At 31.7% G+C, this 26382-nt stretch carries 28 protein-coding genes and 1 other RNA gene; 25 read left to right on the forward strand and 4 right to left on the reverse strand.

What is annotated here, in order from left to right; genetic code table 11:
* Window position 1: 1 nt before the first annotated feature.
* The 12 genes from ACIQ0M_RS00225 to ACIQ0M_RS00280 all read left to right on the forward strand — a co-directional run bounded on the left by ACIQ0M_RS00225 (window position 2) and on the right by ACIQ0M_RS00280 (window position 11173).
* Entirely contained in the window at window positions 2–1861 is a 1860-nt protein-coding gene (locus ACIQ0M_RS00225) for an McrB family protein (protein WP_396148524.1), read from the forward strand.
* Window positions 1861–3606: a hypothetical protein gene (locus ACIQ0M_RS00230; RefSeq protein WP_396148526.1), complete on the forward strand. Its 1746-nt coding sequence runs from the start codon at window positions 1861–1863 to the stop codon at window positions 3604–3606. Before ACIQ0M_RS00225 ends, ACIQ0M_RS00230 begins: the two co-directional genes overlap by 1 nt.
* 6 nt (window positions 3607–3612) lie before the next feature.
* Window positions 3613–4668, forward strand: a complete 1056-nt coding sequence (locus ACIQ0M_RS00235; RefSeq protein WP_396148528.1) for a putative phage abortive infection protein — start codon at window positions 3613–3615, stop codon at window positions 4666–4668.
* Window positions 4669–4813: 145 nt separating this feature from the next.
* Window positions 4814–6256 carry a hypothetical protein gene (locus ACIQ0M_RS00240; RefSeq protein WP_396148530.1) on the forward strand — a complete coding sequence of 481 codons (1443 nt, stop codon included), beginning with the start codon at window positions 4814–4816 and terminating at the stop codon, window positions 6254–6256.
* 45 nt (window positions 6257–6301) lie between these two features.
* The gene (locus tag ACIQ0M_RS00245; RefSeq protein WP_396148532.1) at window positions 6302–6472 is read left to right on the forward strand and encodes a hypothetical protein; all 171 of its coding nucleotides are present in this window, start codon (window positions 6302–6304) and stop codon (window positions 6470–6472) included.
* 41 nt (window positions 6473–6513) lie between these two features.
* Window positions 6514–7326: a hypothetical protein gene (locus tag ACIQ0M_RS00250; protein WP_396148534.1), complete on the forward strand. Its 813-nt coding sequence runs from the start codon at window positions 6514–6516 to the stop codon at window positions 7324–7326.
* Window positions 7327–7328: 2 nt separating this feature from the next.
* Entirely contained in the window at window positions 7329–8150 is an 822-nt protein-coding gene (locus tag ACIQ0M_RS00255) for a HipA family kinase (RefSeq protein WP_396148536.1), read from the forward strand.
* Window positions 8147–9010 (forward strand): hypothetical protein, encoded by an 864-nt coding sequence (locus tag ACIQ0M_RS00260; protein WP_396148538.1) that lies wholly within the window; start codon window positions 8147–8149, stop codon window positions 9008–9010. Before ACIQ0M_RS00255 ends, ACIQ0M_RS00260 begins: the two co-directional genes overlap by 4 nt.
* Before the next feature lie 316 nt (window positions 9011–9326).
* Window positions 9327–9632, forward strand: a complete 306-nt coding sequence (locus tag ACIQ0M_RS00265) for a hypothetical protein (RefSeq protein ID WP_396148540.1) — start codon at window positions 9327–9329, stop codon at window positions 9630–9632.
* Window positions 9633–9634: 2 nt separating this feature from the next.
* Window positions 9635–10051 carry a HipA N-terminal domain-containing protein gene (locus ACIQ0M_RS00270; protein ID WP_396148542.1) on the forward strand — a complete coding sequence of 139 codons (417 nt, stop codon included), beginning with the start codon at window positions 9635–9637 and terminating at the stop codon, window positions 10049–10051.
* A 134-nt stretch (window positions 10052–10185) separates the two neighbouring features.
* Window positions 10186–10344: a hypothetical protein gene (locus ACIQ0M_RS00275; protein WP_396148544.1), complete on the forward strand. Its 159-nt coding sequence runs from the start codon at window positions 10186–10188 to the stop codon at window positions 10342–10344.
* Window positions 10345–10468: 124 nt separating this feature from the next.
* Window positions 10469–11173: an ankyrin repeat domain-containing protein gene (locus ACIQ0M_RS00280; RefSeq protein WP_396148545.1), complete on the forward strand. Its 705-nt coding sequence runs from the start codon at window positions 10469–10471 to the stop codon at window positions 11171–11173.
* A gap of 228 nt (window positions 11174–11401) precedes the next feature.
* Here the strand turns inward: ACIQ0M_RS00280 and ACIQ0M_RS00285 are convergent, their stop codons facing one another.
* Window positions 11402–12478, reverse strand: coding sequence for a glutaminyl-peptide cyclotransferase (locus ACIQ0M_RS00285; protein ID WP_396148547.1), 1077 nt, complete (start codon window positions 12476–12478; stop codon window positions 11402–11404).
* Between the two features lie 87 nt (window positions 12479–12565).
* Between ACIQ0M_RS00285 and ffs the strand changes: the two genes are divergently transcribed.
* Window positions 12566–12664, forward strand: an RNA gene (ffs, locus tag ACIQ0M_RS00290) — signal recognition particle sRNA small type.
* A 185-nt stretch (window positions 12665–12849) separates the two neighbouring features.
* Window positions 12850–13845 (forward strand): enolase C-terminal domain-like protein, encoded by a 996-nt coding sequence (locus tag ACIQ0M_RS00295; protein WP_396148549.1) that lies wholly within the window; start codon window positions 12850–12852, stop codon window positions 13843–13845.
* A 25-nt stretch (window positions 13846–13870) separates the two neighbouring features.
* On the opposite strand, the gene ACIQ0M_RS00300 is transcribed toward ACIQ0M_RS00295, so the two are convergent.
* Entirely contained in the window at window positions 13871–14218 is a 348-nt protein-coding gene (locus ACIQ0M_RS00300; protein ID WP_396148551.1) for a hypothetical protein, read from the reverse strand.
* 169 nt (window positions 14219–14387) lie between these two features.
* On the opposite strand from ACIQ0M_RS00300, the gene ACIQ0M_RS00305 reads away from it, so the two are divergent.
* Both ACIQ0M_RS00305 and fsa read left to right on the forward strand, forming a co-directional pair.
* Window positions 14388–15191 carry an SDR family oxidoreductase gene (locus tag ACIQ0M_RS00305; protein ID WP_396148553.1) on the forward strand — a complete coding sequence of 268 codons (804 nt, stop codon included), beginning with the start codon at window positions 14388–14390 and terminating at the stop codon, window positions 15189–15191.
* Between the two features lie 219 nt (window positions 15192–15410).
* Window positions 15411–16067, forward strand: a complete 657-nt coding sequence (gene fsa / locus ACIQ0M_RS00310; protein ID WP_396148555.1) for a fructose-6-phosphate aldolase — start codon at window positions 15411–15413, stop codon at window positions 16065–16067.
* A 60-nt stretch (window positions 16068–16127) separates the two neighbouring features.
* Here fsa and ACIQ0M_RS00315 read toward each other — a convergent pair whose 3' ends face one another.
* Window positions 16128–17534 carry a TlpA family protein disulfide reductase gene (locus tag ACIQ0M_RS00315; RefSeq protein WP_396148557.1) on the reverse strand — a complete coding sequence of 469 codons (1407 nt, stop codon included), beginning with the start codon at window positions 17532–17534 and terminating at the stop codon, window positions 16128–16130.
* A gap of 152 nt (window positions 17535–17686) precedes the next feature.
* On the opposite strand from ACIQ0M_RS00315, the gene ACIQ0M_RS00320 reads away from it, so the two are divergent.
* From ACIQ0M_RS00320 to ACIQ0M_RS00355, 8 genes are all read left to right on the forward strand, one after another.
* Entirely contained in the window at window positions 17687–19303 is a 1617-nt protein-coding gene (locus ACIQ0M_RS00320) for an ABC-F family ATP-binding cassette domain-containing protein (protein ID WP_396148558.1), read from the forward strand.
* Window positions 19304–19394: 91 nt separating this feature from the next.
* Window positions 19395–19958 (forward strand): bifunctional pyr operon transcriptional regulator/uracil phosphoribosyltransferase PyrR, encoded by a 564-nt coding sequence (gene pyrR / locus ACIQ0M_RS00325; RefSeq protein WP_396148560.1) that lies wholly within the window; start codon window positions 19395–19397, stop codon window positions 19956–19958.
* Complete coding sequence (locus tag ACIQ0M_RS00330) at window positions 19951–20877, forward strand: aspartate carbamoyltransferase catalytic subunit (RefSeq protein ID WP_396148562.1); 927 nt, start codon at window positions 19951–19953, stop codon at window positions 20875–20877. The genes pyrR and ACIQ0M_RS00330 overlap by 8 nt, the downstream gene beginning before the upstream one ends.
* A 51-nt stretch (window positions 20878–20928) precedes the next feature.
* Window positions 20929–21261, forward strand: coding sequence for a ribonuclease Z (locus tag ACIQ0M_RS00335; protein WP_396148564.1), 333 nt, complete (start codon window positions 20929–20931; stop codon window positions 21259–21261).
* A 56-nt stretch (window positions 21262–21317) separates the two neighbouring features.
* Entirely contained in the window at window positions 21318–21944 is a 627-nt protein-coding gene (locus ACIQ0M_RS00340) for a hypothetical protein (protein ID WP_396148566.1), read from the forward strand.
* 54 nt (window positions 21945–21998) lie between these two features.
* Window positions 21999–22904 carry a ribonuclease Z gene (locus tag ACIQ0M_RS00345; protein WP_396148568.1) on the forward strand — a complete coding sequence of 302 codons (906 nt, stop codon included), beginning with the start codon at window positions 21999–22001 and terminating at the stop codon, window positions 22902–22904.
* 157 nt (window positions 22905–23061) lie between these two features.
* Complete coding sequence (gene pdxH, locus ACIQ0M_RS00350) at window positions 23062–23706, forward strand: pyridoxamine 5'-phosphate oxidase (protein ID WP_396148570.1); 645 nt, start codon at window positions 23062–23064, stop codon at window positions 23704–23706.
* 224 nt (window positions 23707–23930) lie between these two features.
* Entirely contained in the window at window positions 23931–24422 is a 492-nt protein-coding gene (locus ACIQ0M_RS00355) for a CAP domain-containing protein (RefSeq protein WP_396148572.1), read from the forward strand.
* A gap of 40 nt (window positions 24423–24462) precedes the next feature.
* On the opposite strand, the gene ACIQ0M_RS00360 is transcribed toward ACIQ0M_RS00355, so the two are convergent.
* Window positions 24463–25299, reverse strand: a complete 837-nt coding sequence (locus ACIQ0M_RS00360; protein WP_396148574.1) for a DUF6929 family protein — start codon at window positions 25297–25299, stop codon at window positions 24463–24465.
* Between the two features lie 47 nt (window positions 25300–25346).
* Between ACIQ0M_RS00360 and ACIQ0M_RS00365 the strand changes: the two genes are divergently transcribed.
* A complete protein-coding gene (locus ACIQ0M_RS00365) occupies window positions 25347–26228 on the forward strand; it encodes a PPK2 family polyphosphate kinase (protein WP_396148576.1) in 882 nt (293 codons plus the stop codon).
* The last annotated feature ends 154 nt before the right edge of the window (window positions 26229–26382 follow it).

The raw sequence follows: 26382 nt of genomic DNA on the forward strand, positions 1-26382 counted from the left end.
TATGAAAACATATCCTAACCAAATAGTAGAAAGAAGTGAGCTTAATTTAAGAAACGGTATTAAGTCCTCTTTAGCTGAAATTAAAGAACTTTTTGCCTTAACATTTACTTTGTATTTAGCAACAGATAAAGAAGTCTTATTAAATTATTCTAAAGAAATTAATGCTCCTAATACAAAGATTGAGATAAAAGATGATTTATTATTAAAGTTAGAATTATTTTTTAATGGTTTGATAACTGATAAGGTTGATTTTAAAAATAAAGTTAATGAAAACCCTTTATTAACTGCACAAATGGAATCTTTACAAGTTAGTTTAGAGTTATTTTGGAAACTCTGTAAAGTAGATTTTATTCAAAATTATCCTTCGAGTCAAGAAAGAACAGGAGGAAAAAGATATGACAAAAAAATAACCTTTACTTGTAATACTCTTTTACTTGAAAACTGTTTACTTGAAAATGACGGCAGTGTTTCAGATTCATTAAAAAGCATTCTATATAATTGGATAATGAAGTCTGCTGTTTTTACTCCAGATATTTTTTTATTTAAAAAAATACAAACCACTTTAACTATTTTTTCTGAAGAAACACAATTTAAAATACGCAGGGATGATGGTTCAGAATTGTTTTTCCAACAAGAAGGTATTTACGAACAAGTTGTAGCGGGAAATACTGTAATCGACAAAGATAATGTAGAGCCAGTTGGTCCTTTTAGAATTTTAAAATCATTTATTAAATCGGACTTACATAGTTATATTAAAGAAGATGGCAGTAATGGTTTAGGACTTAAAGTTGATAGAACTATTGATGAACTTGGAGGTTATAATGAAATGGTAAAAACTTCATTGAATTTAATTCCTAAAAGAACAGTTATATATGAAGAAAATGATATAACTCCAACAGTAGAAACAAGCTCACAAGATGTAAATAATGTTATATATTACGGTTCTCCGGGAACAGGTAAATCTCATAGAGCAGACATTGAAACAAATGGTAAAGATGTACAAAAAGTAACTTTTCATCCTGATTATGATTACCACTCATTTGTAGGAGGTTATAAACCAACAATGGACGGAGATAAAATTGCTTACAAATTTGTACCTCAAATTTTCACTAAAATTTATGTTGATGCTTGGAAAAATTTAGTTTCTGCTGATGAAACGAAACCTTTCTACTTGCAAATAGAAGAAATCAACAGAGGAAATTGTGCTGAAATATTTGGAGATTTATTTCAATTATTAGATAGAGACAAAGATGGTTTTAGTAAGTATGAAGTTACTGCTGAAGAAGAACTTTGCAAGTATTTATTAAGTGAAAAAGGATTTGGAGGAAATCATCCAGGAATTGAAAATGGTAAACTTCGTTTCCCAAATAATTTAAAAATAATTGCAACAATGAATACTTCTGATCAATCTTTGTTTCCTATGGATAGTGCATTCAAAAGAAGATGGGATTGGATATATGTTCCAATAGATACAAATTGTAAATTTTCAGACTTTACTATAAAACTTGATAATAAGAAAGAATTTAAATGGTTGAAGTTTTTAGAAAAAATTAATGAAGAAATATTTGAAATTACTAAAAGCCAAGACAAGCAAATAGGAAATTGGTTTATTGATGCTCAAAATTCTGGAAAAGTAATTTCAGAAAGTACGTTTGTAAACAAAGTTATTTTCTACTTGTGGAATGATGTTTTTAAAGATGAAGAAAATACTATTTTCAAGTCAGCCGATGGCAAGAACCTAACCTATACAAGCTTTTTTGAAAATGGTACTTCAAATAATTTAGTTAGTTATATTCTTGAAGAACGATTGAATTTAATTGATGTAAATAAAGCAGAACCAACTACAACAGAAGAAGAGTAATGAGGATATTTATTGAAGGAGAATCTTATTCTTTAGACATTCTAAAACCCATTTTTGGCGATAAATTTTATATGCCTAATGGTGTTAATGGTATTATTGATAATGTGGGATATTACCATAGTATCGATAATGAAGTAATTTATTTACTACCAAAAGTGTTTATTGATACAAAAGGTTTAATTTTAAATAAATACCCTAAAGATTTATTTGCTGAAAATAGTATTGATGATGTAATAGAATCTCAAGATGAATTAAACTGGCTAAAACGGTTTCTAATAATTTTCTACAAAGGATTAATTGAATATAGAGTAAGATATAAAAACACCATTCAATCAAAAGGCGATGTATTGCAATTAAGTTCTTCTTTAGGCGAAAATGAATACTCATTTTTGGATATTGTTTTAAGCTTTGTAAACTTTCATAAGAAGAATAAAAACACCATTCTATTCATTCATAAAAAACAAACTTCAGCAAAGCATAAAAAGGTTAATTGGGGTAAAACGGTAAGAAAATCAAATCCTTTTGTTACTAATGAGGGAATACCAATTTATTCAGAACTCAATGTAAAGAAAAAATATATCGATACAGAGGAAGAATTGTTATGTATGTTTTATTCGGTTTTATATCATTTAAAGACAGAATATAATTTCAGCATACAAATTGATGAATCTTATACAATTGCCAAAGGAAGTGCTTATGAAAAATTAGCTGCCAATGCTCCAAAAATATTAAAGAAGATACGCTACAAATACTTTTCAGATACATTAGTAAAAATGTATAAATTATTGGAATTGTATTTTTCAAAATCAAATAAAGTTTCAATTCAGAATAAGAATGAAGATTTTATTATGGTCAAGTATTATCATTTGATTTTTGAGGATATGATTGATAAGCTGATAACGTCGAAAATCGATACCAAAGAAACAAGCAAAGGAGTTTCACTTAAAAAGTTGAAAGAAAATAAAGATGGAAAAATTATTGACCATTTATTTGAGTACGATTCTTTAATTGATCGTGACGAAAGTATTTTTTACATTGGAGATTCAAAGTATTATAAAACCAATAATGAAGTTCAAGAAAACTCAATTTATAAGCAATTTACTTATGCCAAGAATGTAATTCAATTCAATATAGATTTATTGAATGAGGGCAAAAAAATCAACAATAACATTCGATACAGGGATAAAGTAACAGAAGGATATAACATTACTCCAAACTTTTTTATTCAAGGCGAAGTAACGGATATTTTTAATTTTGATGATGATAAACTTGCAATCGATTTTGATAAGGGAATTAAACATTCTTATCATTTTAAGGAAAGGATTTTTGATAGAGATTCCTTGTTTGTCAATCACTATTCAATAAATTTTCTTTTTGTTTTAAAATCCTATACCAATAAAAGTTCTTTTGAATTAGAAAAATATAGAGTTGAAATTCATAAGAAATTCAGAACCAATTTTGTTTCTTATTTAAAAAAGCAAAACTTGTTTAAATTCTATCACACAGAATTTGAAAGCAAAGAATTATTGAAGCAATTTATAGATACAGAATTTAGAAACTTAACGGGTAGAGTTTATATTTCAAAATCAAATGATAGTCGTTTAATACTTGCAGTAAATGGTTCAGATATTGAGTTGAAAGAATATTTCACGGATATTTATGATAAAGGAAAACACTTGAGAGAAACCTATTTTTCATCACCGAATTTTGAAAGAGTTAATTTTTCAGAATTAGAGTTAATATAATAGACGATGAAAGAAAAAAGTAAAGATAATGAAATAATAAAATTTAGCACAAAATTAAGTTTCTTATACATATATTTTGGTGTTATAGGTTTTGTAATGATAATGCTACCAATGGCATTTTATAATACTGATAAAATTGACAGTATTGGCACACTTGGTGATGCAGTAGGAGGAATTTTAAATCCTGTAATTGCTATCGGAGCCGCTTTACTTACCTTTTTAGCATTTTACATACAGTATCAAGCAAACAAACAACTCCAAAAGCAATTTAAAATTCAACAGTTTGAGAGTCAGTTTTATGAGATGATTCGCTTACACAGAGCCAATATAGATGAAATGGATATTGCTTCAAAAATTCATGGTCGTAAATGTTTTGTAAGGATGTTTCAGGAGTTTAAATTTATTTATTTAAAACTATTTGAAATTTATAATTCAAATGATGTTTATAAAGATAAGCTTAAAAAGAAGGACCTTTGTGAAATAACATATTTTGTTTTCTTTTTTGGAATTGGTCTTAACACAGAAGATATTGTATTAAAATTAGTTAAACCTTCCCAAGAGAAGATTACACAAGATTTAATAGATAAACTTATTATGATTAAACAAAACTGGAAGGAAAATAAAAGTAAAACTAATTCTTTACTTGAAAAAAATGAATGTTATAATTTGATCTTTATTCACAATGAAAATCGAGTGAATTATGAATATAAAATAACTTATACACCCTTCGATGGACATAATACACGATTGGGACATTATTACAGGCACTTATATCAAACTGTTTCCTTTGTTGTAAATTCAAATATTATGAAAGACAACAATGAAAAGAAAATATATTTAAAACTATTAAGAGCACAATTATCAAATCATGAACAATTACTTTTATATTATAATAGCTTAACAAATTTTGGAAAGGGATGGATTGATAATGAATATTTTACAACTTTTGAAATGATTAAAAATATTCCATTAAAGTTTGCAGATTTTGGAGAGAAACCAAAAGAATTTCTCAAAGACAAAAAAGGCTTTAATGATAAAATTTTTGAATGGGACGATTTTTAAAAAAAACTAATATGACACTAAAAACAGTACTTTTTTAATGTTATTTTGAGAAATTCAGAAATACTTAAAGGATTTTACTGGTCTAAATTAAAAAAAATTGCTTTGATTCAAAAAACTCTAAAGAGTTTTTTATATATAGCGTCATATGACAAATTGTGAAAAAATATTAAAACAAAAAGGACCTATGATGTCGGGAGAGCTTGTTGCTTTTCTTGTTAGTCAAAATGGTTTAGTTGCAAATACAGCAAGTAAAACAATTGTACGAGATAAAAATGTACATAGGATTACAGGGTTTTATAAAAGTGGTCAACACTTTTGTTTTCTTGAAGAACATAAAAATCAAGTAGATTTCTTTGATTGTTTTCAAGAATCATTATTTAATAATGGTAAAAAATATTGGTACGTTTTAAACGCATTAAAAATGTGCGGTGGTATAGTCAGTCAAAGATACTTAGAGTGTTACACAAACTATCCTATAAGTCCTTTAAAAAGCCATCTTCCATTCAATTTAATACTACAAAGATTTGTGGCACAAGGTATTTTATTATTTAATGAAGATTGTTATTTACTTTCACCAAAATACGAAAAATCATTTACCAATTATGCACATTATTCAGCAATAGAAGCTATTAAAGATAATGTCTTAGATAATTTCAAATCATTGACTAAAAAAATTGGGTTAATATCTTTTAAAACTGGTGAGTTATTTCCTGAATATGGTAAATTTCGTTTTGGTTTCAAAGGTGTATCATATGTTTCAGGTCTAATGCAAGGGAATAAAAACGGTTTTGTTGTAGCTGATATTTTATTAGGTCATCCTATTTATGAAAACGATGTAAAGTTTTTTATTGATAAATTAGAAACCATTAATAAATTTCAAAAATCTGCAAGATTAATCCCAATTTTAATTGTTGATGATTTAGATAATAATGCATTAAGACTCTTAAAAAGTAAAGGGATAGTTGTAGGTTTTATAAATGAATTGTTTGGAGAAAAATATGCAAATACTTTAATTGAGTTAGTAAATATTTTAAACAATGCAGGTGCTAGCCTAAAACAAACACCCGAAAAATATTTAGATTTAATAAAACAGCTTAAAAAATATAATGAAGGATTAGCCAACAACATAAAAGGTACATTATTTGAATTTGTAGTAGGTCATATTCATTCAACAAAATGTAGAACATTAGACTTAGGTAAGGAAATAATTGATAAAAATAATAGAAAACACGAAACTGATGTAGTTAGTATTTATGATGATAAAATTGTAATTTCAGAATGTAAAGCAACAAATGCTCAAATTGATATATTAATGATTGATATTTGGATACAAGAAAAAATACCTGCTTTTTATGATTGGATAAAAGGTATTGAAGTTTATAGAGAAAAAGATATTGTATTTGAATATTGGTCAATTAATGGTTTTACAGAAGATGCTTTAGAGAGATTGAATCATTTAAAAGCTACTTCTAAACGTTTCAAAGTAGAATATTTTAATGGTAATGATGTTAAAGAAAGAGCCATAGAAATGAAAAACAAAAAACTAAAAGAAGTGGTAAATGATTTCTTTTTAAAAACTGAAGTCTAAATTTTTTTTATATCCCATTATAATATCCTAACTTAAATTTAAAACATGTTTTCCTCCCTTTTTAACTTTAAACGCTATCAACCTGCTCAAAAGTGGTTGAAAGACCGGAAAGACCGTGAGTTGAGTTATGAGGATATTTTGCATTATCAGAAGATTATTGTGGCGTTAACGGAAACGGATCGAATTATGAGGAGGATTGATGGGGTTTTGGAGTAAAATAAAAAAATATTTTAAAAAGAAATTTTATAATAAAAAAAATGGCAAAGGTTACAATTAGAAAAGTTTATGAATTTGAAAAACCTTTAGTCATATGTGATACAAACGTTTGGTATCAAATAGTTAACGGTAGATTTACTAAACCAGAAGATGTATTATTGATTCCAACTTCATTTTCTTTAAAGGAAATTGCAACTTCTAAATTAATGGTTCACAATACAAAATATTATCAAGATGTATTGAAGTCAATATATGACAATTGTGGACCAATAATACCAAATAATCCATTTGATTTTATATTGAATAATTTAGATGCAAACTACAAGTTAAATGATGAAAATACAGAGTTACTTTTAAAAGGATTTTCTGAACTTTTATCAAGGAAAGTTGAAGATGTTGTAATTGATGAAGAATTAAAAAATAAAATACTGAAGGATTGTGAAGATAACAGAAACCCTACTTTTGAATTTGCACATTTTGGTAATGAAGAAATATTTTCTATCAGGAAAAACATTAATACAGGAATTGGGATTAAAGAGCATATAAAAGAAGATTCTACAGAAATCAATAAACAAATGCTTATAAAAATGTTTAATGCGTATTGCAAAGTTAAAAACTACACCATTAATTGGGATAAATTTGATTGGAATCAAATTGAATTATTTATGATTGTAACTGAAATTTTCTTTAAAAAATTAGAAACAACAAAAAATATGAAAATTAGTCCTAATGATTTAGTTGATTGGTTTAATTTACTTTATGTTACACCTAAAGACAGATACTTAACATTTGACGATAGATGGAGAAATTATATTTTAGAAGATGATAGAATAAAGCGTTATTTATACATTTAGAAATGATATTTAAACTAACTAAAGCATTTTCAATAATTGAAGAAATATATACCGATGGGCATAGTCCATTATTGGTTATTGATAGCGATAATAAAATTTACGTTGCAAAAAACGATAAAGGTAAAATTCCTCCAATTTCATTAATAAATGAATGCTTTGCACAGTTTTGTCTTGAACATTGGAGTATTGAAAGAGCAAATTTTGCTTTGATGGATTTTTCAAGAGAATTAATTGAAAATTCTCAATTATCTAATAATCACAAACCATATTTTTATGACACAACCTGTTTTGCTTCTGAATACATTCAAAATCCTATTGATGCAAATGAATTATTAGTTACCCATAAAAAAAACGTTTTCAATAAAATCAGCAACCCATTCGACTTTTTACACATTGCTTTATTTGATACTTGGGTTGAAAATGATGATAGGAAACCTACTAATTATAATCTAATTTTTAAGCTTATAAATAATAAATATACTGTTATACCAATAGATCACGCATTTATTTTCAGTACTTTAAAATACCAAAGTTTAAACCCTGATTTGTTTACTCCAATTGATAATGAACATATTTTAGTTTCAGAATTAGGAAGATTAATAAAGAGACATATTAACATTAACACAGACTTTATTAACAAAGAAAAAGAATATTTCTATATTTGCATCGAAAAGTGTAAACAAGACTTTGATACTTTTATAGCTCAAATCTGTAACTTTTATGATTTAGATAACATAGAGATTGAGAAATTAAGGTTATTTTTATTCAACGAAGAAAGAAATAAAAAAGTTTTTGAAGAATACGTTTATCGATTAACACAATGAAAAAGTTTTATACAATAATTCAATTAGCACCAAATAAAGCGGCAGGAGATACCGTTGCAATTGGTATGCTTTTATTTGATGGTAGTAAACTTAAATATTACATATCCGACAAAAAGAAAAATATTGCATTAAAATTATTAAACGATAAAAATGTAGATATTGATTTCTTTATAAAACAGATAACAAATAAGTGTGATATTATAAATAATGATATTGATGAAAGTAATCTGTTTAATAAATATGATAAAATTTCTGATGCATCATATATCAATTATTTAAGTAATTATTCAAACGGTCTTTTACAATTTTCAAAACCAACTGTTTTTTTTGATGAGGTTGATGATTTTAAATTTAATAATCTTATAAATTTATTTTTTAATGAAACTATGTTTAAAAATGAAATAGTTGTTCATAATGAAATAAACATAGAAGCTATTGTTCAGAATGAATTAATTGAAAAAGTAAATAATAAAATACATACCAATTATAAATTTACTCCTAATAATTTAAATTCTATATATTTTCCTTTTGAAATGGATTGTATAGGTTTAAATGGCTCTTTAATTGGAGCAAAATCAATGTCATTTGAAAAATCTAAAACTACTCTTGACAAAAATTTAAGTCATTATTTCACTTTAATTTCGATGCTTTCAAGTAAATATAACAAGTCTTTAAAAGATAATAAGTTTTATTTGATAACAGAAGAGCCATCTGAAATAGGAAGTGAAGAGCATATTGTTTGGGAAAGCATTATTAAAAACGAGTTAGTGACATTAATTCACCCAGAACAATCCAATATAGTTGTAGATTTAGTATTTGAAAAAAATGCAGGAAAATTTCTTGAAGAAGTTACAGAATAAGATTAGTTAAAAATAATCATTACTTTATTCATCTGCACAAAATTCTTCTCTACGCAAAGTGCTCAGAACAAATACCCTATGAAAAGTTCCTCAAATGTCTCCCGACTTTGCAGAAAATTTATTCAATTCAAAACTACTCTGTTTCATAACATCATTAAGATTTAACTTGCTACTCAAAGAAATCTCATCTAACTTCACCTTTACAATTCCTTTGTTATAAACATTATTTGAGCAACTTGAATAATATAATTAGCCTCTTTTTCAAGAATACCAGCACAAGTTATTAAGGAATGATTCTGATAAAAAAGTTATATCTTTGCACAAAGAATTAAGCCATTCAAATAATAAAAGGTTAGAAAATTACGTTTTACATTCAGTACCAAATATTAGCGTGCCGAATAACAGTAAATGTAATCATTTTGAATTAATTGAATTTCTTAAAGAAAATGAATATTTTAACAATGAACACAAACGTGTTTGGACGAACCGTACATTTCTTGATGAGGCAATTGTAAAATTGAACTCTGATTTTGAACGCTTGTTCATTAAAGAAAGAAGAGAAGTGATCCAATATGTATTGGACTTAAGGTTTAAAAAAATAGCTGAAATATTAAATAAATAATTATGATTACTACTATTTTAAGTATATTCAATAATAATAACAATAAGAAATCTAAAGGTTTACTGAAGGATAATTGCGTTGTAGAACACAAAGAAACTATCCATCGATTTTCATTAAAATACCAAAATACAATTATTGGTAATTTGACTTTCGAAAATGATGAATGGCTTTTTGAGTATTCAGAATGGTTTAAAAATCAAAGTGAATTACAACCGTTGTTAGAATTTCCAATAGTTAATAATACTTATAAAACTAAAGAATTATGGCCGTTTTTCTCCAACCGTATTCCATCTTTCAAACAACCAAAGATTAAAGAATACATTGAAAAACATCCTTCAGAACGAACCAACACGGCTAAATTGTTAGAATTATTTGGTGAATATTCTGTCAATAATCCATTCAAATTAGAAACAAAATAAGGTGCTGAAAAGCATCTTTTTTTTCCTTTATTTTCAACCTATACATCATTTGAAGCAGTCACACTTAACGATGTAAGTATTGAAATATTACTATCTTTGCAAAAGCTTTCAATTATGAATTAAATAAAACAGTTATGGCAAAACCAATTAAAGAAACTCCTCTTCTTAGTGGTAAAGATGCTTATACTTTTATGAAAGAAAACAAAGAAGTAAAGAAAGCTACTAAAGAAGAAAAAAAGGAAATTAAAGAAGATTATGATTCACTCCTGCGTTTAGCTCAATTTGGAATCTAATACTATAAAATTAATCAGGGTTGAGCCTGAAACCGAGCTATTGCCGTTTGACTGTGGAGGCACAGATTTGAACGGCTTTCTTTTTTATGATAAAAAAATATGTTAAAGATTTTAATTTCTTACTATGTTTTCCTCCCTTTTTAACTTTAAACGCTATGAGCCTATTTCCGATCTTGAGTTTCATCAATTGGCTGCACGCAATGCTGTGGACGATGTTTGGTATCATCTGGAACATGGGTTTGATGCTTCGTGTGTGATTAATGCCGGGGTTACGCCTCTTATGACGGCTTCGTTGTATAGTGCTACGGAGGTGATTTTGGTACTTTTGCAGTATGGAGCGAATGTGAACCAACAAACGGATTCGGGTTGGACGGCTTTGCTTTATGCGGCTAAGGCCGGGCATTTGGAGACGGTTCGCTTGTTGTTGGCTCACGGTGCGAATGTGAATTTGAGTTTAAAAGGTGGCGAAAATGCGTTTATTGAGGCGTGTTCTGCAAAACAGGTTGCGGTTGCTCATTTGTTGCTGGACCATGGTGCGGAAGTGAACACTTTGCACAACGCCATTGGGTTAAATGGTTTGCTGGTGGCGGCTAATTTTGGCGACCTTGGTTTGGTGCAAGCTACCTTGGCTAAAACAGACAACATCAATCACCAAAATGTGTATGGCGAAACGGCTTTGATGCGGGCTGCGATGCAAGGGCATCAGGAAGTGGTGGCGTATTTGTTGGACATGGGTGCTGATAGAGCTATTCTGGATTCATTTGGGAATGATGCGTTGTTATATGCGAAGAAATTTTCGCATGATGGGGTGATTGGGATGTTAGGGTGATTTTGAGATTCCTCCTGCGTCGGAATGACACAGCCGGGGAAGAGAGCATTTAAAATATCAGAAAAAAAGCCCAATCAAATCTTCCCGAGACTTCGGGACCATCCGCCTTTGCAAAGCAAATCCATAAAAAAATCCGTGTCAATTTATCAAATCTGCGTCATCCGAGTTCCTATTTTCACATTGCCCAATTGACACATTGCCCAATTGACACATTGCCGAATTGACTCATTATTCCTCCACCCGAATCTCAAATAGCTTATCCCAATTTTTACCCGTCACAAAAAGCGTTTTGGTTTTGGGATTATAAGCAATCCCGTTGAGCACATCAATGTCCGGATGTTGGGTAACCAATTTCTTTAAATCACCTAAGTAGATGACGGCTTCTACTGCACCGTTTTTCGGATTGATGATGGCAATGGCGTCTTTTTGGTAAATGTTGCCGTAGATTTTACCGTCTATCCATTCCAATTCGTTTACGGCTTTGATTTTATTCGCACCGGAATAAACGTTGATGTGTCCTTCAATTTGTTGTGTTTCCGGATGTAAAGTATATATTTTTTCAGTACCGTCCGATTGATATAGTTTTTGACCGTCGTTACACAAACCCCAACCTTCAATACGTTTGGCATAATCAAATCGTTTGATTTCTTTGAAGGTATCGGCATCATAAATAAAACCAACTAAATTTTGCCAGGAAAGTTGATATACTTTGTTGTTTAAAATGGTGATGCCTTCCCCAAAAATGGCATCGGGATAGCTCACAATCTTATAGACTTCTCCGGTTTTATAGTTGGTTTTACGCAAACTGGAAACCCCTTTTTTTCCGGTGGTATTTCCGGCACCGTTTCCGGTTCCTTCATATAACGTATCGCGGTGAAATTCCAATCCTTGTGTGTAGGCTTTGATGTCGTGCGGATAGGTGTTTACCAACGTATATTTTAACAGTTTTGGTTCGATGTTGGAAATCAATTCAATGCGATGGGTACTTTCAACTGTTTCCTTTTCAAAATAAACGGTAGCTTTCAGGTTGAGGTAACCCAGTTTTTCCTCTGCCAACCGGTATTGAAAGGGTGAAGTTCCTTTTACCGCACCAATTCGTTGGTCATTACTGTAAAATACGATACTGTCAACGGTTTTATTTTTGGTATTGGTTATGGATAAGGTAGCCGTTTCATCAGCGGTAAATTGAGCTTTATTATCGGTTGTGCTCAACACAAACCAACCGGATGTATCTTTTTCTTTGTCTTCGCAAGCGATAAAAAGAGACGCTAATAAAATGAAGGCTAACAGGTTATATTTTTTCATTGTTTTTATTTGAATAAGATGGACAAATATAGCAATTTGAACGAACTATTTTCCTTGCAAAAACATAAAAAGATTGTATATTTGCACCGGCAAGTCCTACACGACCAGCTCCTGCAAACTCCTCCAGGGTGGGAACACAGCAAAGGTATGCGGTTGTAGCGGTGCGATGTAGGTCGCTTGCCATTTTTTTTCTCTTCAATTTAATTCAATCTCACCATTTTAATAACCATATAAGTCATATAAGTTTTTACTTGTAAGCAATTTTTATGTACTTAACTTATGTGACGTATAGGGTAAAAATTAACCGGTTTTACTTTTTATTCATTTCTTTACCTTTCTTTTACTACCTTTCCTTTTTCTAAACTTGACGAATGAATATAAATTGGAAAATAGTCCACCACCAACTGAAAGAACCTTTCAAAATAGCGTATGGTGTATATGATTTCCGAAAAGCATTGATTGTTTCTATTAACTATAATGGAAAAACCGGTTACGGCGAATGTACTGAAATTGATTATTACCACATTCATTTGGCTGATTTTGTGAAGGATTTGGAACGAATACAAACTTTTGTAAATTACTTATCCATTGAACATCCATTTGAGTTTTTCAAGAAACTTCAAGCTTTCTCTTTGCATCCTTTTTTACAATCAGCCATCGATTGTGCGTTTTGGGATTTGTATGGAAAGCTCGAAAACAAAACATTTGTAGAACTTAATCAAATAAAACTAACACATTTTCCACAATCTTCGATTACGATTAGTATGGATGAGGAAGCCGTTCAACTCCAAAAAATCATCGAATCCGATTGGGAATATTGTAAAGTAAAAGTTAATTCATGGTCCACTTCTTTTCGGGATAAATTATTGTCCACGGGAAAGAACATTAGCATAGATTCGAATGGCAGTTTTTCGTTGGAAACGTGTGAATTGATTCAAAACGATCCACTTTCAGCAAAATTCTTATACTTTGAACAACCGATGCCGAAAGGGGTAGCACATTACAAACACTTATCCCAAAATAGTTATGCCAATTGGATGGCGGATGAAGATGTGCAATCCATTGATGATTTGGAATTATTACAACCTCATTACAAAACCCTCAACATTAAAGTTATGAAATGTGGCGGATTGACTCCTTCGTTATCAGTCATCCAAAAAGCAAAAAAGATGAATTTCAAAATTATGATTGGTTGTATGACGGAGTCAACCGTTGGTATTTCTGCCGGAATTGCTTTGGCATCTTTTGCTGATTATTTAGATTTGGATGGAGCCAATTTAATTGCAAATGATACATTTAATGGTTCAAAAATAGTGAATGGGGAAGTGGTTTTGAGTGAAGATTCGGGGTTGGGGATAACAATCTAAAGAAAACAACAATCATAAATCATTTTTATTTGTTAGTTTTTGAATTATTAATTTTTCCACCTATACCATCAATTTTAGCATCATACCATTTTACAACTTGTGGAATATATTTTTGAAAATAAGTGACAAGTAAAACAATCACTAAATACCATAATTTAAAGTAATCATGTGTAGCAATAATATTCCCTAAGATTATACAGAATAAAATGGCAATTATAAAGTAGAATAATATTTTAAAAATATAAGACAAAATTTTGGAGGATTTTGACAAGTATTTGAGTACAGCAAAAACAAATATTCCAATTATTAAAAGATTCAAGGAGTTTGAGATATTTTCCTCGTCTTTCAATAAATTTATTATTTTATCAATCATATTAAATTTTTATTACTAGTTATAAAAAGCTAATGCATCACAAATATATTTTAAAACATCCAATAACAACATGTTTTACTATCTTAAAAATTGTATTACAAATTTATTCCATCCCGACTAATCACTAATTACTATTGAATATTCACTATATTTGCCTTTTAATCCAACCATGTCAAAAGTAATTCTCATCACGGGCGGTTCCTCCGGAATTGGTAAATCCATCGGCACTTTTTTACATCAAAAAGGCTATGTTGTTTATGGTACGAGTAGAAATCCAAATCGAGTAAAAGATTCTGTATTTCCATTGTTACAATTGGATGTTAGAGATGTGAATAGCATTACCAATGCAGTTTCCGAATTGATTCAAAAAGAAGGCAAATTAGATGTGGTCATCAACAATGCCGGAGTCGGAATTACCGGACCGCTGGAGGAAATTCCCACCCAAGAAATCAAAAACAATTTTGAAACTAATTTCTTTGGACCAATTGAAGTGATAAAAGCCGTTTTACCTCAAATGAGAAGTCAACAATCAGGTTTAATCATCAATATTACATCCATTGCCGGTTATATGGGATTACCGTATCGAAGTGTGTATTCCTCATCAAAAGGAGCATTGGAAATCATCACCGAAGCCATTCGAATGGAAGTAAAACCGTTTGGCATTCAATTAACCAATGTAGCTCCCGGTGATTTTGCTACAAATATTGCTTCCAGTCGTTATCATGCTCCGTTAAAGGACGATTCTGCTTATAAAATTCCCTACGGAAACACGTTACAAATGATGAACGAACATGTTGATTCAGGCAGTAATCCTGACGAAATGGCTTTTGCAATTCATAAAATTATTGAAACCGCTCAACCAAATGTACATTATAAAGTAGGCAGTTTTCTCCAACGTTTTTCAATTGTTTTAAAGCGAATTTTACCTGATAAAATGTATGAGAAGATGTTGATGAAGCATTACAAGCTTTGAATTGAGATTGCAACTCCATCACTATTTTCATGCAAAGAAAAAATGAAAGAAAATCTCGCAAAGACGCAAAGACGCAAATTTCCGGATGTAGTTTTTGCGACTTAGCGTCTTTGCGAGAAAAAAATAAGCGTTTTGGTAATCCAAAAACTTGAAACTTGAAACCTGAAACTTGAAACAAAAATAGTAACTTTGCATCCGAATTAAAAACACAACTCACATATGAAATTTTTTATTGACACGGCCAACCTTGAACAAATCAAAGAAGCTCAAGCATTAGGCGTTTTAGATGGCGTTACGACCAATCCGTCTTTGATGGCAAAAGAAGGCATCAGCGGAAAGAATAATGTATTGAAACACTATGTTGACATTTGTAATATTGTGGATGGCGATGTAAGTGCCGAAGTAATTGCCACCGATTACGAAGGAATGATTAAAGAAGGGGAAGAGTTATCGGAATTACACGAGCAAATCGTAGTGAAATTACCAATGACCAAAGAAGGAATCAAAGCGTGTAAATATTTCTCAGACAGAGGAATTAAAACAAACGTAACGTTAGTTTTTTCTGCCGGACAAGCATTGTTAGCTGCAAAAGCGGGAGCAACGTATGTTTCGCCATTCATCGGAAGATTAGATGATGTTTCTACAGATGGTTTAGCCTTAATTGAAGAAATCAGAGAGATTTATGATAATTATGGTTATCAAACGGAAATATTAGCGGCTTCAGTTCGTCACACGATGCACATTGTCAACTGTGCTAAAATAGGTGCTGATGTGATGACAGGACCATTGTCAGCCATTTTAGGATTGTTAAAACATCCGTTAACAGACATTGGTCTGGCTCAGTTTTTAGCCGATCATGCAAAAGCAAATCAATAGTTTTTAAGCATAAAAAATCCCGTCATTTAAAGTGACGGGATTTTTTATTTTTACTATTTTCTATTTCAACTGATCATTAAATTTTACATCAAATAAGTTAACAAAACCGTTGTGTATTTTTCCGGTTTCATCTAAAATGATAGTTCGATGAAGCTTTGTAATCACCCATTTGTCTTTTAATTCCTCAAAATCAGCCGCTCTAAATTCGTTGATAATGCCAAATCGGTGATTTTCCAATACTTTCTTCCACTTGGTTTGATTTTCATCGATATTGATAGCAACAAACTGATAATCAGGATTGTTTTTGTGAAAATCCAACGCTTTTCGGTGAACAGCTAATAGATGGGATTCCGCATTTTCTGTCCAAAAGAAAACAACTGTTTTTCGATTTAAAATAGATTGACTACTGATTTTATTACCATTCAAATCAATTAATGTCACATCCGGTAATTCATTTCCCAATTTAAGGTTCTGAATGGAATTACCAATTTTATTGATTTCGTTTTGTTTGCTTTTGTCTGTAGATAACTCATTATAACGCGTTAAAAACTTCTGGTTATTCACCATATTTTGGTCTTCTAATAAATAGGAAAAAGCAATATTATCTAAAATTTTATTCTTTATTTTTTCATTTTTAAAAAGCGTGTCGGCAATGTTTAATTTGTGGATGTGCTGTTCTAAATCTTCATCTTCCAGATTCACCGAATTAATTTGACTGAAAGAAACATTTCCAAGGAAATGTGTTAGGTATCGAACAAATGGGGAATAATTTACCAATGATTTATTGTTAAAATCGACATCGTTTCTGTGGTTGTAATAATTGGCAGGTAATTTATCGTTCACATTTTCACCCGTTCTCATTTTATGTGCCATCGGATAAATTTCTTTTTTTGAGAAATGATGAAAATTCAACATGGTTTTAGCGTACAAATCAAAATCATCACTCCATTTTATTTTTGTTTTGTTGGCATGATAAAATTTCTTTTTACTTTCATAAGACGAATCACAATTTGAAATGAATTTTTCTACACCAAAATCAAAAACGTCAAACATTTTGTTTTTGTCGTCTTCATTTTTTAGGTAAAGTTCCATTAAAAAGTTGTTTTTTTCATCACCTCTGCCACAAAATACAATGGACTCATCAAATTCTACAGGATTGATGCGTACCATCAAACTGTCATTTTTATCAAAATAAACATATTGGTATTCCGGTTCGTGTTTAAAGGTATACAAGCCAGGTGCTAGGGAATCAAATTTTTTGATAAACCGATTATTTTTATCCAAAAAAATGGTATCAACAACTTCATCATCTTTAAGAAATAAAACGAAGTTGTCTTTCGGATTAATTACTTCACCACCAAAATACGCAGTATAGTTATCATTGCCAAATTCCTTTTGGCAACCTGATACTACGTACAGTAGTGCAATAAGTAAAGGGAAAGGTATTTTTTTAGAATAGGCAATCATTTTGTGGCATTATTTATAACAAAAGTATTTTTTCTTATGTTTAAAGCTTGTTAACAGACAGTTAAATTAAACCTATATTTATTCTAAATAACGGTGTGCCAAAAATGCTTTATTTTTTCTACTTTTGCAACGCTTTTAAAAAATAAAAAAACATGTTGACAGTTTCAAATTTATCGGTTCAATTTGGCAAAAGAGTTTTGTTTGACGAAGTGAACGTAACCTTCACTCAAGGTAATTGTTACGGAATTATCGGAGCAAACGGTGCAGGAAAATCCACGTTTATGAAAATCATTTCAGGCGATATGGATCCAACTTCCGGTCGCATTATTTTGGAACCCGGAAAAAGAATGTCGGTTTTGAACCAAAATCACAACATGTTTGATGAACATACAGTATTAGAAACGGTTTTAATGGGGAACAAAGTTTTGTATGCCGTTAAAGCAGAAATGGATGCTTTGTATGCTGACTATAATGATTCAAATGCGGATAGAATTGGTGAATTGCAAGTACAATTTGAAGAAATGAATGGATGGAATGCCGATTCTGATGCGGCTTCAATGTTGTCTAACTTAGGAATTTCTGCCGATTATCATTACACTTTGATGAGTGAAATGGAAGGAAAACTGAAAGTGCGTGTGCTTTTGGCTCAAGCTCTTTTCGGTAATCCGGATGTGTTGATTATGGATGAGCCGACCAACGATTTGGATTTTGAAACCATTGGATGGTTAGAGAATTTTTTGGCGAATTATGAAAATACTGTATTGGTGGTTTCGCATGACCGTCACTTCTTGGATGCGGTTTGTACGCATGTTTCGGACATTGATTTTGGAAAAATTACACATTATTCAGGTAATTATACCTTTTGGTACGAAAGTAGCCAGTTAGCCGCCAAACAACGTGCTCAGCAAAACAAAAAAGCTGAAGAGAAAAAAGCGGAACTAGAAGAATTTATTCGTCGTTTTAGTGCTAACGTAGCCAAATCTAAACAAGCTACTTCCCGTAAAAAAATGATTGAAAAGCTAAATTTAGATGAAATAAAACCTTCCAGCAGAAGGTATCCGGCGATTATTTTTGACCAAGAGCGTGAAGCAGGCGATCAAATTTTAAATGTAGTGGATCTAAGTGCCTCTTTGGAGGGAGAGACTCTTTTCAAAAATGTCGATTTAAACATGGCCAAAGGTGATAAAGTGGTTGTGTTTTCAAAAGATTCCAGAGCTACCACTGCTTTTTATGAAATTTTAAATGGCAATTTAAAAGCAGATTCAGGTACTTTTGATTGGGGAATTACGACTACCCAATCGTATTTACCGGCTGATAATCATGCGTTTTTTGAAAATGATTATACACTAGTCGATTGGTTACGCCAATGGGCAAAAACGGAAGAAGAACGTGACGAAGTGTATGTTCGTGGATTTTTAGGAAAAATGATTTTCTCCGGTGAAGAAGCTCTGAAAACCGGTCGTGTTTTATCCGGTGGAGAAAAAGTGCGTTGCATGATTTCTCGAATGATGATGCTTCGTGCCAATGTGTTGATGTTGGATGAACCTACCAACCACTTAGATTTGGAATCGATTCAAGCATTTAATAACTCATTAAAGAATTTTAAAGGCTCGGTTTTGTTCACCACGCATGACCACGAGTTTGCTCAAACCGTTGCCAATCGTGTAGTTGAAATTACGCCAAATGGTGTGATTGACCGCTACATGACCTTTGATGAATATTTGGAAGATGATAAAATCAAAGAATTAAGAAAGAAAATGTATAGCTAATTATAAATTGAATCCTGAGACGTTGTTTCGGGATTTTTTTTAAATCCAAATCGTAAAAAAATTATATCTTTACACACCAAACAACACTACCATGAGTCAAAAAGTATTGCTCACTTCCAAAGAAGTCAATATCATTCTCCATCGTTTGGCCTGTCAGCTGATTGAAAAACACCTCGATTTCTCAGATACTATAATTATTGGATTACAGCCGCGAGGTTCTTTTTTAGCCAAACGGATTGTGAAATTGTTGCAAGAAGAATACAATATCAACACTATAAAATTTGGATTGTTAGACATCACTTTTTTTAGAGATGATTTCCGTCGGGGTGAAAAGCCGCTGGAAGCCAACAAAACCGAAATTGATTTTATAGTGGAAGATAAGAAAGTCATCTTTATTGATGATGTTTTATATACCGGAAGAAGTATCCGTTCCGCTTTAACCGCTATTCAATCCTTCGGACGACCAAGCGAAATTGAGCTTTTGGTTCTCATTGACAGACGTTTTAGTCGTCATTTACCCATTCAACCCGATTACAGAGGAAGACAAGTGGATGCCATTAATAACGAAAAAGTAAAAGTCTGCTGGACTGAGAACGAAGGCGAAGACACCGTATATTTAGTAACTACTAACACACAAACACCTGAAAATGTCTGAACTGTCTGTCAACCATTTATTAGGAATCAAATACCTTCAACCGGAAGATATTCAACTTATTTTTGAAACAGCCGATCATTTTAAAGAAGTGATTAATCGTCCGATTAAAAAAGTGCCGTCTTTACGGGATATTACCATTGCCAATATCTTCTTTGAAAACAGTACGCGAACCAAATTATCCTTCGAACTCGCTCAAAAAAGACTTTCTGCGGATGTGATTAGTTTTTCTGCGGCTCAATCCTCCGTGAAAAAAGGAGAAACATTAATTGATACGGTCAATAATATTTTGGCGATGAAAGTGGATATGGTGGTGATGCGTCACGCTAATCCCGGAGCAGCTTATTTTCTATCTAAAAATGTAAAAGCCAGTATTGTGAATGCCGGTGACGGAGCACATGAACATCCAACACAAGCGTTGTTAGATAGTTATTCCATCAGAGAGCGATTAGGAGAAGTAGGAGGGAAGAAGGTAGTGATTGTAGGCGATATTTTGCATTCCCGAGTAGCACTTTCCAATATTTTTGCTTTGCAAATGCAAGGAGCTGAAGTCAAAGTGTGTGGACCAAAAACACTAATCCCAAAACACATTGAAAGTTTAGGCGTTTCGGTTGAACCCAATTTGAGAAAAGCATTAGATTGGTGCGATGTAGCCAATATGCTTCGCGTGCAAAACGAACGAATGGATGTGAATTATTTTCCTTCCACCCGAGAATATGCTCAGCAATACGGTGTAGATAAAGCACTTTTGGATTCACTAAACAAAGAAATCGTCATCATGCATCCGGGTCCAATCAACCGAGGTGTAGAAATCACAAGTGATGTAGCCGATTCCAAACAATCCGTTATTTTAGACCAAGTTGAAAATGGAGTTGCGATCAGAATGGCAGTTATTTATCTTTTGGCTTCAAAAATTAAATAATTTTTTTGTAACTTAGTAACTCAGCAACTCAGAATCTCAGCAACTAAAATAATGAAAGTCGATCAAAAAGGACATACTACCATTTTAAAAAACACTCAAGGTGATTGTTTAGCTTTTCTTGAAAAAGTAACCACGCAACACAACAGTTTTAAAAATCAGAATTTGATTTTGGACATGTCGATGGATAAATCGGTTGACTTAAAACAAATTAAGTTGTTTGGGGATTTATCTAAAATCCACAAAAAAGGCAAAAAATCATTTGTTATTGTGGCAGATGGAATTGATTTTAATGCCATTCCGACCAAATTAACCGTTGTCCCTACACTCTTAGAAGCCCACGACATTATTGAAATGGAGGAAATTGAACGGGATTTGGGGTTTTAAAAGGAGTTGGGAGTTAGTAGTTTGGAGTTAAGAGTTACTAATAATTAAAATTTAAAATGCGATATTTTATTTTTTTATTTTCTCTTTTACTTTTAAATTCTTGTTCAACAAGGAAAGATTTTACAGGTCTTTATGGTAAATGTGGTAAGAACTATTTCGTATGTGATCAATTAGAATTAAAATCAGATAACACTTTTGAATACTTTTCCTTTATGGATGTTGGTGGTAGTATTGTTGTAAAAGGAGTTTGGGAGAAAATTTTAGATGATGATATTATACTTAATTCTTTTGAGAGACCACAAAATAGTAAAACTAAAATTTTTGGAAAAGTAAATTCTGAGAGTAAAGATATTTCAGTAAAAATAATTGAAAGAGGAAATCCACTAGTTGGTTCTGTTGTTACAATAAACAATCAATCAAAAATTTCAGATGAAAATGGAATTGTAATTTTTGATAACCAAAAAGTTAAAAGCATAACTTATCAATTTTTAAATAGTACAGAAAGAATTGAAATTGATAATTCTGATTACAATGATTTTGAATTGATAGTAAAAGATATAGAATATAGTGTGAATTCTAGCTTTTTTGTTGACAAAGTTTTAAAAATTAAGAATAGAACAATATTAATTAATGATAAGTTGATTTTAAAAAAAACTGCAATTAAGCATAAACAATGGAATTAATTTTTTCTATCTGAATTTAAAAACTTGAAACTTTATACCTGAAACAAAAAAACATTGAAACTCACCATCCTCGGCTGTTACGCCGCCACACCACGTACCATCACCAATCCCACTTCACAAGTGTTAGAAATTAAAAGCCGTATGTTTTTGATTGATTGTGGCGAAGGAACACAGGTGCAACTGCGGAAAAACAAAATCAAATTCTCCAAAATCAATCACATTTTTATTTCGCATTTGCATGGTGATCATTTTTTTGGTTTGGTCGGATTGATTTCAACGTTTATGTTACTCAATCGGGAAAGTGATTTGCATGTTTACGGACCAAAAGGAATTAAAGAGTTAATTTTATTGCAATTACGAGCCGGAAATTCATTTACAGGTTACAACCTTTATTTCCATGAATTAGAATCAAAAGAAAGTGAAGTGCTTTTTGAAGATGAAAAAGTGATTGTAAAAACCATTCCGCTTAAACACCGAATTTACACGAACGGATTTTTATTCCAAGAGAAAAATAAAGAACGAAAACTCAACATCGATAAAATTCAAAACCTAGGAATTGATGTTGTTTATTACCAAAAAATAAAATACGGTGGCGATATTACTTTAGACAACGGAACAATTATTCCCAATCATGAAATTACTTTTGATCCTGAACACGAAAAAAGTTATGCGTTTTGTTCGGATACGGTTTATAATGAAGAGTTAATTCCGATAATTGAAAATGTAGATGTTTTGTATCACGAAGCTACTTTTTTAGAAAAAGAAGCACATCTTGCGGAAAAAACTATGCATACCACAGCCAAACAAGCCGCTACAATCGCTTTAAAAGCAAATGTAAAAAATTTGTTACTGGGTCATTATTCCACTCGCTACGAATCAATAGAGTTATTCAAAACTGAAGCAGAAACTATTTTCCCTAATGTGCTTTTAGCGGATGACGGAAAGGAGTTTGAGTTTTAATCTGTTATCAGTTATCTGTTGTCTGTTGTCTGTTGTCTTTCAACTGCGACTGTCAACTTCGACTGTCAACTGTGACTATACACCGAAAACTATCCACCATTTTTTGTACCTTAGCCAATCAGTACCTCAGAAACTTAGCACCTTAGAACCTTTAACAATGGAAGATCTCAGCAATTACCGAAAATCATACGAAAAAAGTGAACTCCTAGAAACCAATATTCCGGAAGATCCAATTAATTTATTTCACCGATGGTTTTATGAAACCGAAGAACAAAGTGATATTGAAGAAGTCAATGCCATGACCGTTTCCACCATCGGTTTAGATGGATTTCCGAAAGCACGCGTTGTTTTATTGAAGAAATTCAATGAAGAAGGATTTATTTTCTATACCAATTATGAATCTGAAAAAGGGAAAGCCATTGAAGCCAACCCAAATGTTTGTCTTTCTTTTTTTTGGCATTCGATGGAGCGACAAGTCATTATCAAAGGAATTGCAGAGAAAACGTCTGCTCAACTATCCGATAATTATTTTGATTCACGTCCGGACGGAAGTAAATTAGGTGCAATTGTTTCCAACCAAAGTAGGGTAATTGGTTCCAGAACTGTTTTAGAAGAGAAGTTGAAAGTTTTGGAATCTGATTTTAAGGGGAAAGAGATTCCAAGACCAACTTTTTGGGGTGGATATTTAGTGCGACCACAAGAAGTAGAATTTTGGCAAGGTCGTCCAAATCGTCTTCATGACCGAATTCGGTATCAGTTGCAAACCGATTATTCATGGAAAATTGAAAGATTATCACCTTAGTATGTAAGAAAAAATTTAAATAAAAATAAAAAAAGTGCTTTTCATCGATTTTATTTGGCACTTTAACGACATAGTAGTAATATTGAACTGTCTAACAAGATAAACGTTCTCAAATTAAAAAGCACCAAGATATTTGCCCCACATCTATCAAAAGCTAAAAAAATATTTAGATAATAAAAAGGTATTTGCCCCACATCTACTTTTTAAAAACTTAACCTACTACTATGAAAGCAAAAATGTTCAGAGCATTGTTGCCGATTGCAATTGTGTTCACTTTAATCTCTTGTTCTTCTGATTCTTCAGAGGATACCGTTACACCAATCGTTGAGAATTTTTCTTACAGCGAGACAGAGTTGGATTTAATGAACAAAATCAACGAACACAGAATCAGTGTTGGGTTAAATCCGCTAGAAAAAATTAATCATATTTCATATAAATCATCTGAGCACAATGACTTCATGATTGAAAATGATGTAGTAGGTCATCAATACTTTGACCAAAGAGCTACTAACATCAAACAAGTTTTAGGAGCTGTTCAAGTAAGCGAAAATGTGGCCTACAACTATCAATCGAATGAAGGTGTTTTACATGCTTGGTTAATGAGCGATGGACACAAAGACAATATCGAAGGTGATTTTACTCACTTTGGAATTTCTGTAAAAACTAATCCAACTACCGGAAAAAAATACTACACCAACATTTTTATGAAAAGGTAATTTTGCCCCGAATTTACCTTAACCTAAGAAGAACCATTCGCTATCGAATGGTTTTTTTTATGGTTAATTTATAGATGTCGGATTTTAAAATTTCAGTATCATTATCTTCGCAGAGTAAGAAAATGATTTCTGCAGTTGAATTTTGATAAACGGTTAAGCCCTCAAATTTATGATGGTCAGTAATTTTTTCAACCATTTCCAATTCAAAACTCTCAGGATTTAAAACGCCAATCCAACTGCCTAAAACGACTCCATCTTCAAACGTAGAATTAGAATCTTCGGCAGCAGCCAAAAAATAAATTTTTCCTTCCACTAAAATGGCATCAGTAAAAGTTGAATTGACTGCTTTTTCTGTTGGTAAAATCAATGGAACAAAAGTAATTGTTGACGGATTTTCAAGCGATTCCTTTAAAATTACGATTCCATTTTGATTCGCAGAACCATTCCCACGTTGAAATAAAAGCCAGTTGTTTTGATAGTTCACTGCACCTTCAATATTCAAATTTTCATCATCAACTCCAGTCAATTCAGAAATTTTTCTAAACAAATCAGTCAAATCTGTTGCTATCGATTTCTTCGTTTTCAAATCATATTTGGCGGCCAACATTCGCTTTTGAGTAGAGCCTGAACCTAAAAGCAGAATAGAATTTTCAATTTTTACAATTGATTCAAAATCAGGCTTATCTTTCTTAAGGATTGATTCCCGACTATTTTCGAAGAGCTTAATTTTGTCCAATCGTTCAGAACTAAAATTATACTCATACAAAAATGAACTTGAATCGGAAATAAGAAATAACGAATCATTTTCAAACACCAAACCCGAAGTCGCTCCAATTCCCAAAATCTGAAAAAACAATTCTAATTTAAATTTATCCATACTTTTTTGTACTTTGCTGTAAAATTAATCAATCTAAACCATATCCAATGAAAAATATAAAACCTGAGCATTTTAGAGTCGATTCTGAAATCAGTTTAGCCAAAACCCCCACTTTTTTAGACATCGAAACATCAGAAAAAAAGAAAGAAAAGATGCTTCAAAAAACGCGAGAAAAGTTGAGTAAATTGCAAGATATGCTTTATGCTCACAACCGTTATGGTGTACTCATTTGCCTGCAAGGAATGGATACCGCAGGTAAAGACAGTCTCATTCGCGAGGTGTTTAAAGAATTCAACGCTCGTGGTGTAGTAGTGCATAGTTTTAAAACGCCCAATTCGACGGAATTGGAACACGATTATTTGTGGCGACACTATATCTCCTTGCCAGAAAAAGGAAAGTTCGCTGTTTTTAACCGAACTCATTATGAAAATGTACTCGTCACCCGTGTTCACCCCGAATACATTCTCAACGAAAATATTCCCGGTATCGAAACTGTAGAGGATATTACACCCGAATTTTGGGAAAACCGTTTTGAAAGCATCAATGCATTCGAAAAACACATCGCATCAAACGGAATAATCATTCTCAAATTTTATTTGCATCTTAGCAAAGAAGAACAACGCCAACGATTACTTCGCCGACTCGAAACGGAGAAACACAACTGGAAATTTTCTCCGGGTGATCTAAAAGAACGAGCGTTATGGAATGATTACCAAAATTGCTACGAAGAAGCCATTAATCGCACCTCAAAACCGCATGCACCTTGGTATATAGTGCCGGCAGACAACAAAGAAAACGCTCGTTACATTGTGGCAAAAACCATTCTCGAAGAACTTCAAAAATATACTGATATTAAGGAACCGGAGTTAGAAGATAAAGTCAAAGAAAACATCAAAATGTATCATGATTTGCTAAAATCGGAGCAATAAATTTTGGCCGCACTACGGGCTATCCGCTCCAATTCCTCAAACCAAAACACAAAAATCTAAGCCGCAAAAAGAGCTCCCTAACGTCGCTTTTTTGTGGCAAGTTTTTTGTGTTTTGGTTTTCCGGGATTTCCGCTGCTATCCCTGGCGGAAAAAG

The sequence above is a fragment of the Flavobacterium sp. genome (genome assembly GCF_044339515.1).
Classification (GTDB): domain Bacteria; phylum Bacteroidota; class Bacteroidia; order Flavobacteriales; family Flavobacteriaceae; genus Flavobacterium.

What these genes read in the sequence shown, in the direction of transcription:
- ACIQ0M_RS00340 (WP_396148566.1), top strand. Translation starts at nt 21,318, where the DNA reads ATGCGATATTTTATTTTTTTATTTTCTCTTTTACTTTTAAATTCTTGT.
- fsa (WP_396148555.1), top strand. Translation starts at nt 15,411, where the DNA reads ATGAAATTTTTTATTGACACGGCCAACCTTGAACAAATCAAAGAAGCT.
- ACIQ0M_RS00315 (WP_396148557.1), bottom strand. Translation starts at nt 17,534, where the DNA reads ATGATTGCCTATTCTAAAAAAATACCTTTCCCTTTACTTATTGCACTA.
- ACIQ0M_RS00270 (WP_396148542.1), top strand. Translation starts at nt 9,635, where the DNA reads ATGATTACTACTATTTTAAGTATATTCAATAATAATAACAATAAGAAA.
- ACIQ0M_RS00275 (WP_396148544.1), top strand. Translation starts at nt 10,186, where the DNA reads ATGGCAAAACCAATTAAAGAAACTCCTCTTCTTAGTGGTAAAGATGCT.
- ACIQ0M_RS00295 (WP_396148549.1), top strand. Translation starts at nt 12,850, where the DNA reads ATGAATATAAATTGGAAAATAGTCCACCACCAACTGAAAGAACCTTTC.
- pdxH (WP_396148570.1), top strand. Translation starts at nt 23,062, where the DNA reads ATGGAAGATCTCAGCAATTACCGAAAATCATACGAAAAAAGTGAACTC.
- ACIQ0M_RS00355 (WP_396148572.1), top strand. Translation starts at nt 23,931, where the DNA reads ATGAAAGCAAAAATGTTCAGAGCATTGTTGCCGATTGCAATTGTGTTC.
- ACIQ0M_RS00255 (WP_396148536.1), top strand. Translation starts at nt 7,329, where the DNA reads ATGATATTTAAACTAACTAAAGCATTTTCAATAATTGAAGAAATATAT.
- ACIQ0M_RS00230 (WP_396148526.1), top strand. Translation starts at nt 1,861, where the DNA reads ATGAGGATATTTATTGAAGGAGAATCTTATTCTTTAGACATTCTAAAA.
- ACIQ0M_RS00330 (WP_396148562.1), top strand. Translation starts at nt 19,951, where the DNA reads ATGTCTGAACTGTCTGTCAACCATTTATTAGGAATCAAATACCTTCAA.
- ACIQ0M_RS00250 (WP_396148534.1), top strand. Translation starts at nt 6,514, where the DNA reads ATGGCAAAGGTTACAATTAGAAAAGTTTATGAATTTGAAAAACCTTTA.
- ACIQ0M_RS00360 (WP_396148574.1), bottom strand. Translation starts at nt 25,299, where the DNA reads ATGGATAAATTTAAATTAGAATTGTTTTTTCAGATTTTGGGAATTGGA.
- ACIQ0M_RS00335 (WP_396148564.1), top strand. Translation starts at nt 20,929, where the DNA reads ATGAAAGTCGATCAAAAAGGACATACTACCATTTTAAAAAACACTCAA.
- ACIQ0M_RS00260 (WP_396148538.1), top strand. Translation starts at nt 8,147, where the DNA reads ATGAAAAAGTTTTATACAATAATTCAATTAGCACCAAATAAAGCGGCA.
- ACIQ0M_RS00285 (WP_396148547.1), bottom strand. Translation starts at nt 12,478, where the DNA reads ATGAAAAAATATAACCTGTTAGCCTTCATTTTATTAGCGTCTCTTTTT.
- ACIQ0M_RS00235 (WP_396148528.1), top strand. Translation starts at nt 3,613, where the DNA reads ATGAAAGAAAAAAGTAAAGATAATGAAATAATAAAATTTAGCACAAAA.
- ACIQ0M_RS00320 (WP_396148558.1), top strand. Translation starts at nt 17,687, where the DNA reads ATGTTGACAGTTTCAAATTTATCGGTTCAATTTGGCAAAAGAGTTTTG.
- ACIQ0M_RS00245 (WP_396148532.1), top strand. Translation starts at nt 6,302, where the DNA reads ATGTTTTCCTCCCTTTTTAACTTTAAACGCTATCAACCTGCTCAAAAG.
- ACIQ0M_RS00225 (WP_396148524.1), top strand. Translation starts at nt 2, where the DNA reads ATGAAAACATATCCTAACCAAATAGTAGAAAGAAGTGAGCTTAATTTA.
- ACIQ0M_RS00365 (WP_396148576.1), top strand. Translation starts at nt 25,347, where the DNA reads ATGAAAAATATAAAACCTGAGCATTTTAGAGTCGATTCTGAAATCAGT.
- pyrR (WP_396148560.1), top strand. Translation starts at nt 19,395, where the DNA reads ATGAGTCAAAAAGTATTGCTCACTTCCAAAGAAGTCAATATCATTCTC.
- ACIQ0M_RS00280 (WP_396148545.1), top strand. Translation starts at nt 10,469, where the DNA reads ATGTTTTCCTCCCTTTTTAACTTTAAACGCTATGAGCCTATTTCCGAT.
- ACIQ0M_RS00300 (WP_396148551.1), bottom strand. Translation starts at nt 14,218, where the DNA reads ATGATTGATAAAATAATAAATTTATTGAAAGACGAGGAAAATATCTCA.
- ACIQ0M_RS00240 (WP_396148530.1), top strand. Translation starts at nt 4,814, where the DNA reads ATGACAAATTGTGAAAAAATATTAAAACAAAAAGGACCTATGATGTCG.
- ACIQ0M_RS00305 (WP_396148553.1), top strand. Translation starts at nt 14,388, where the DNA reads ATGTCAAAAGTAATTCTCATCACGGGCGGTTCCTCCGGAATTGGTAAA.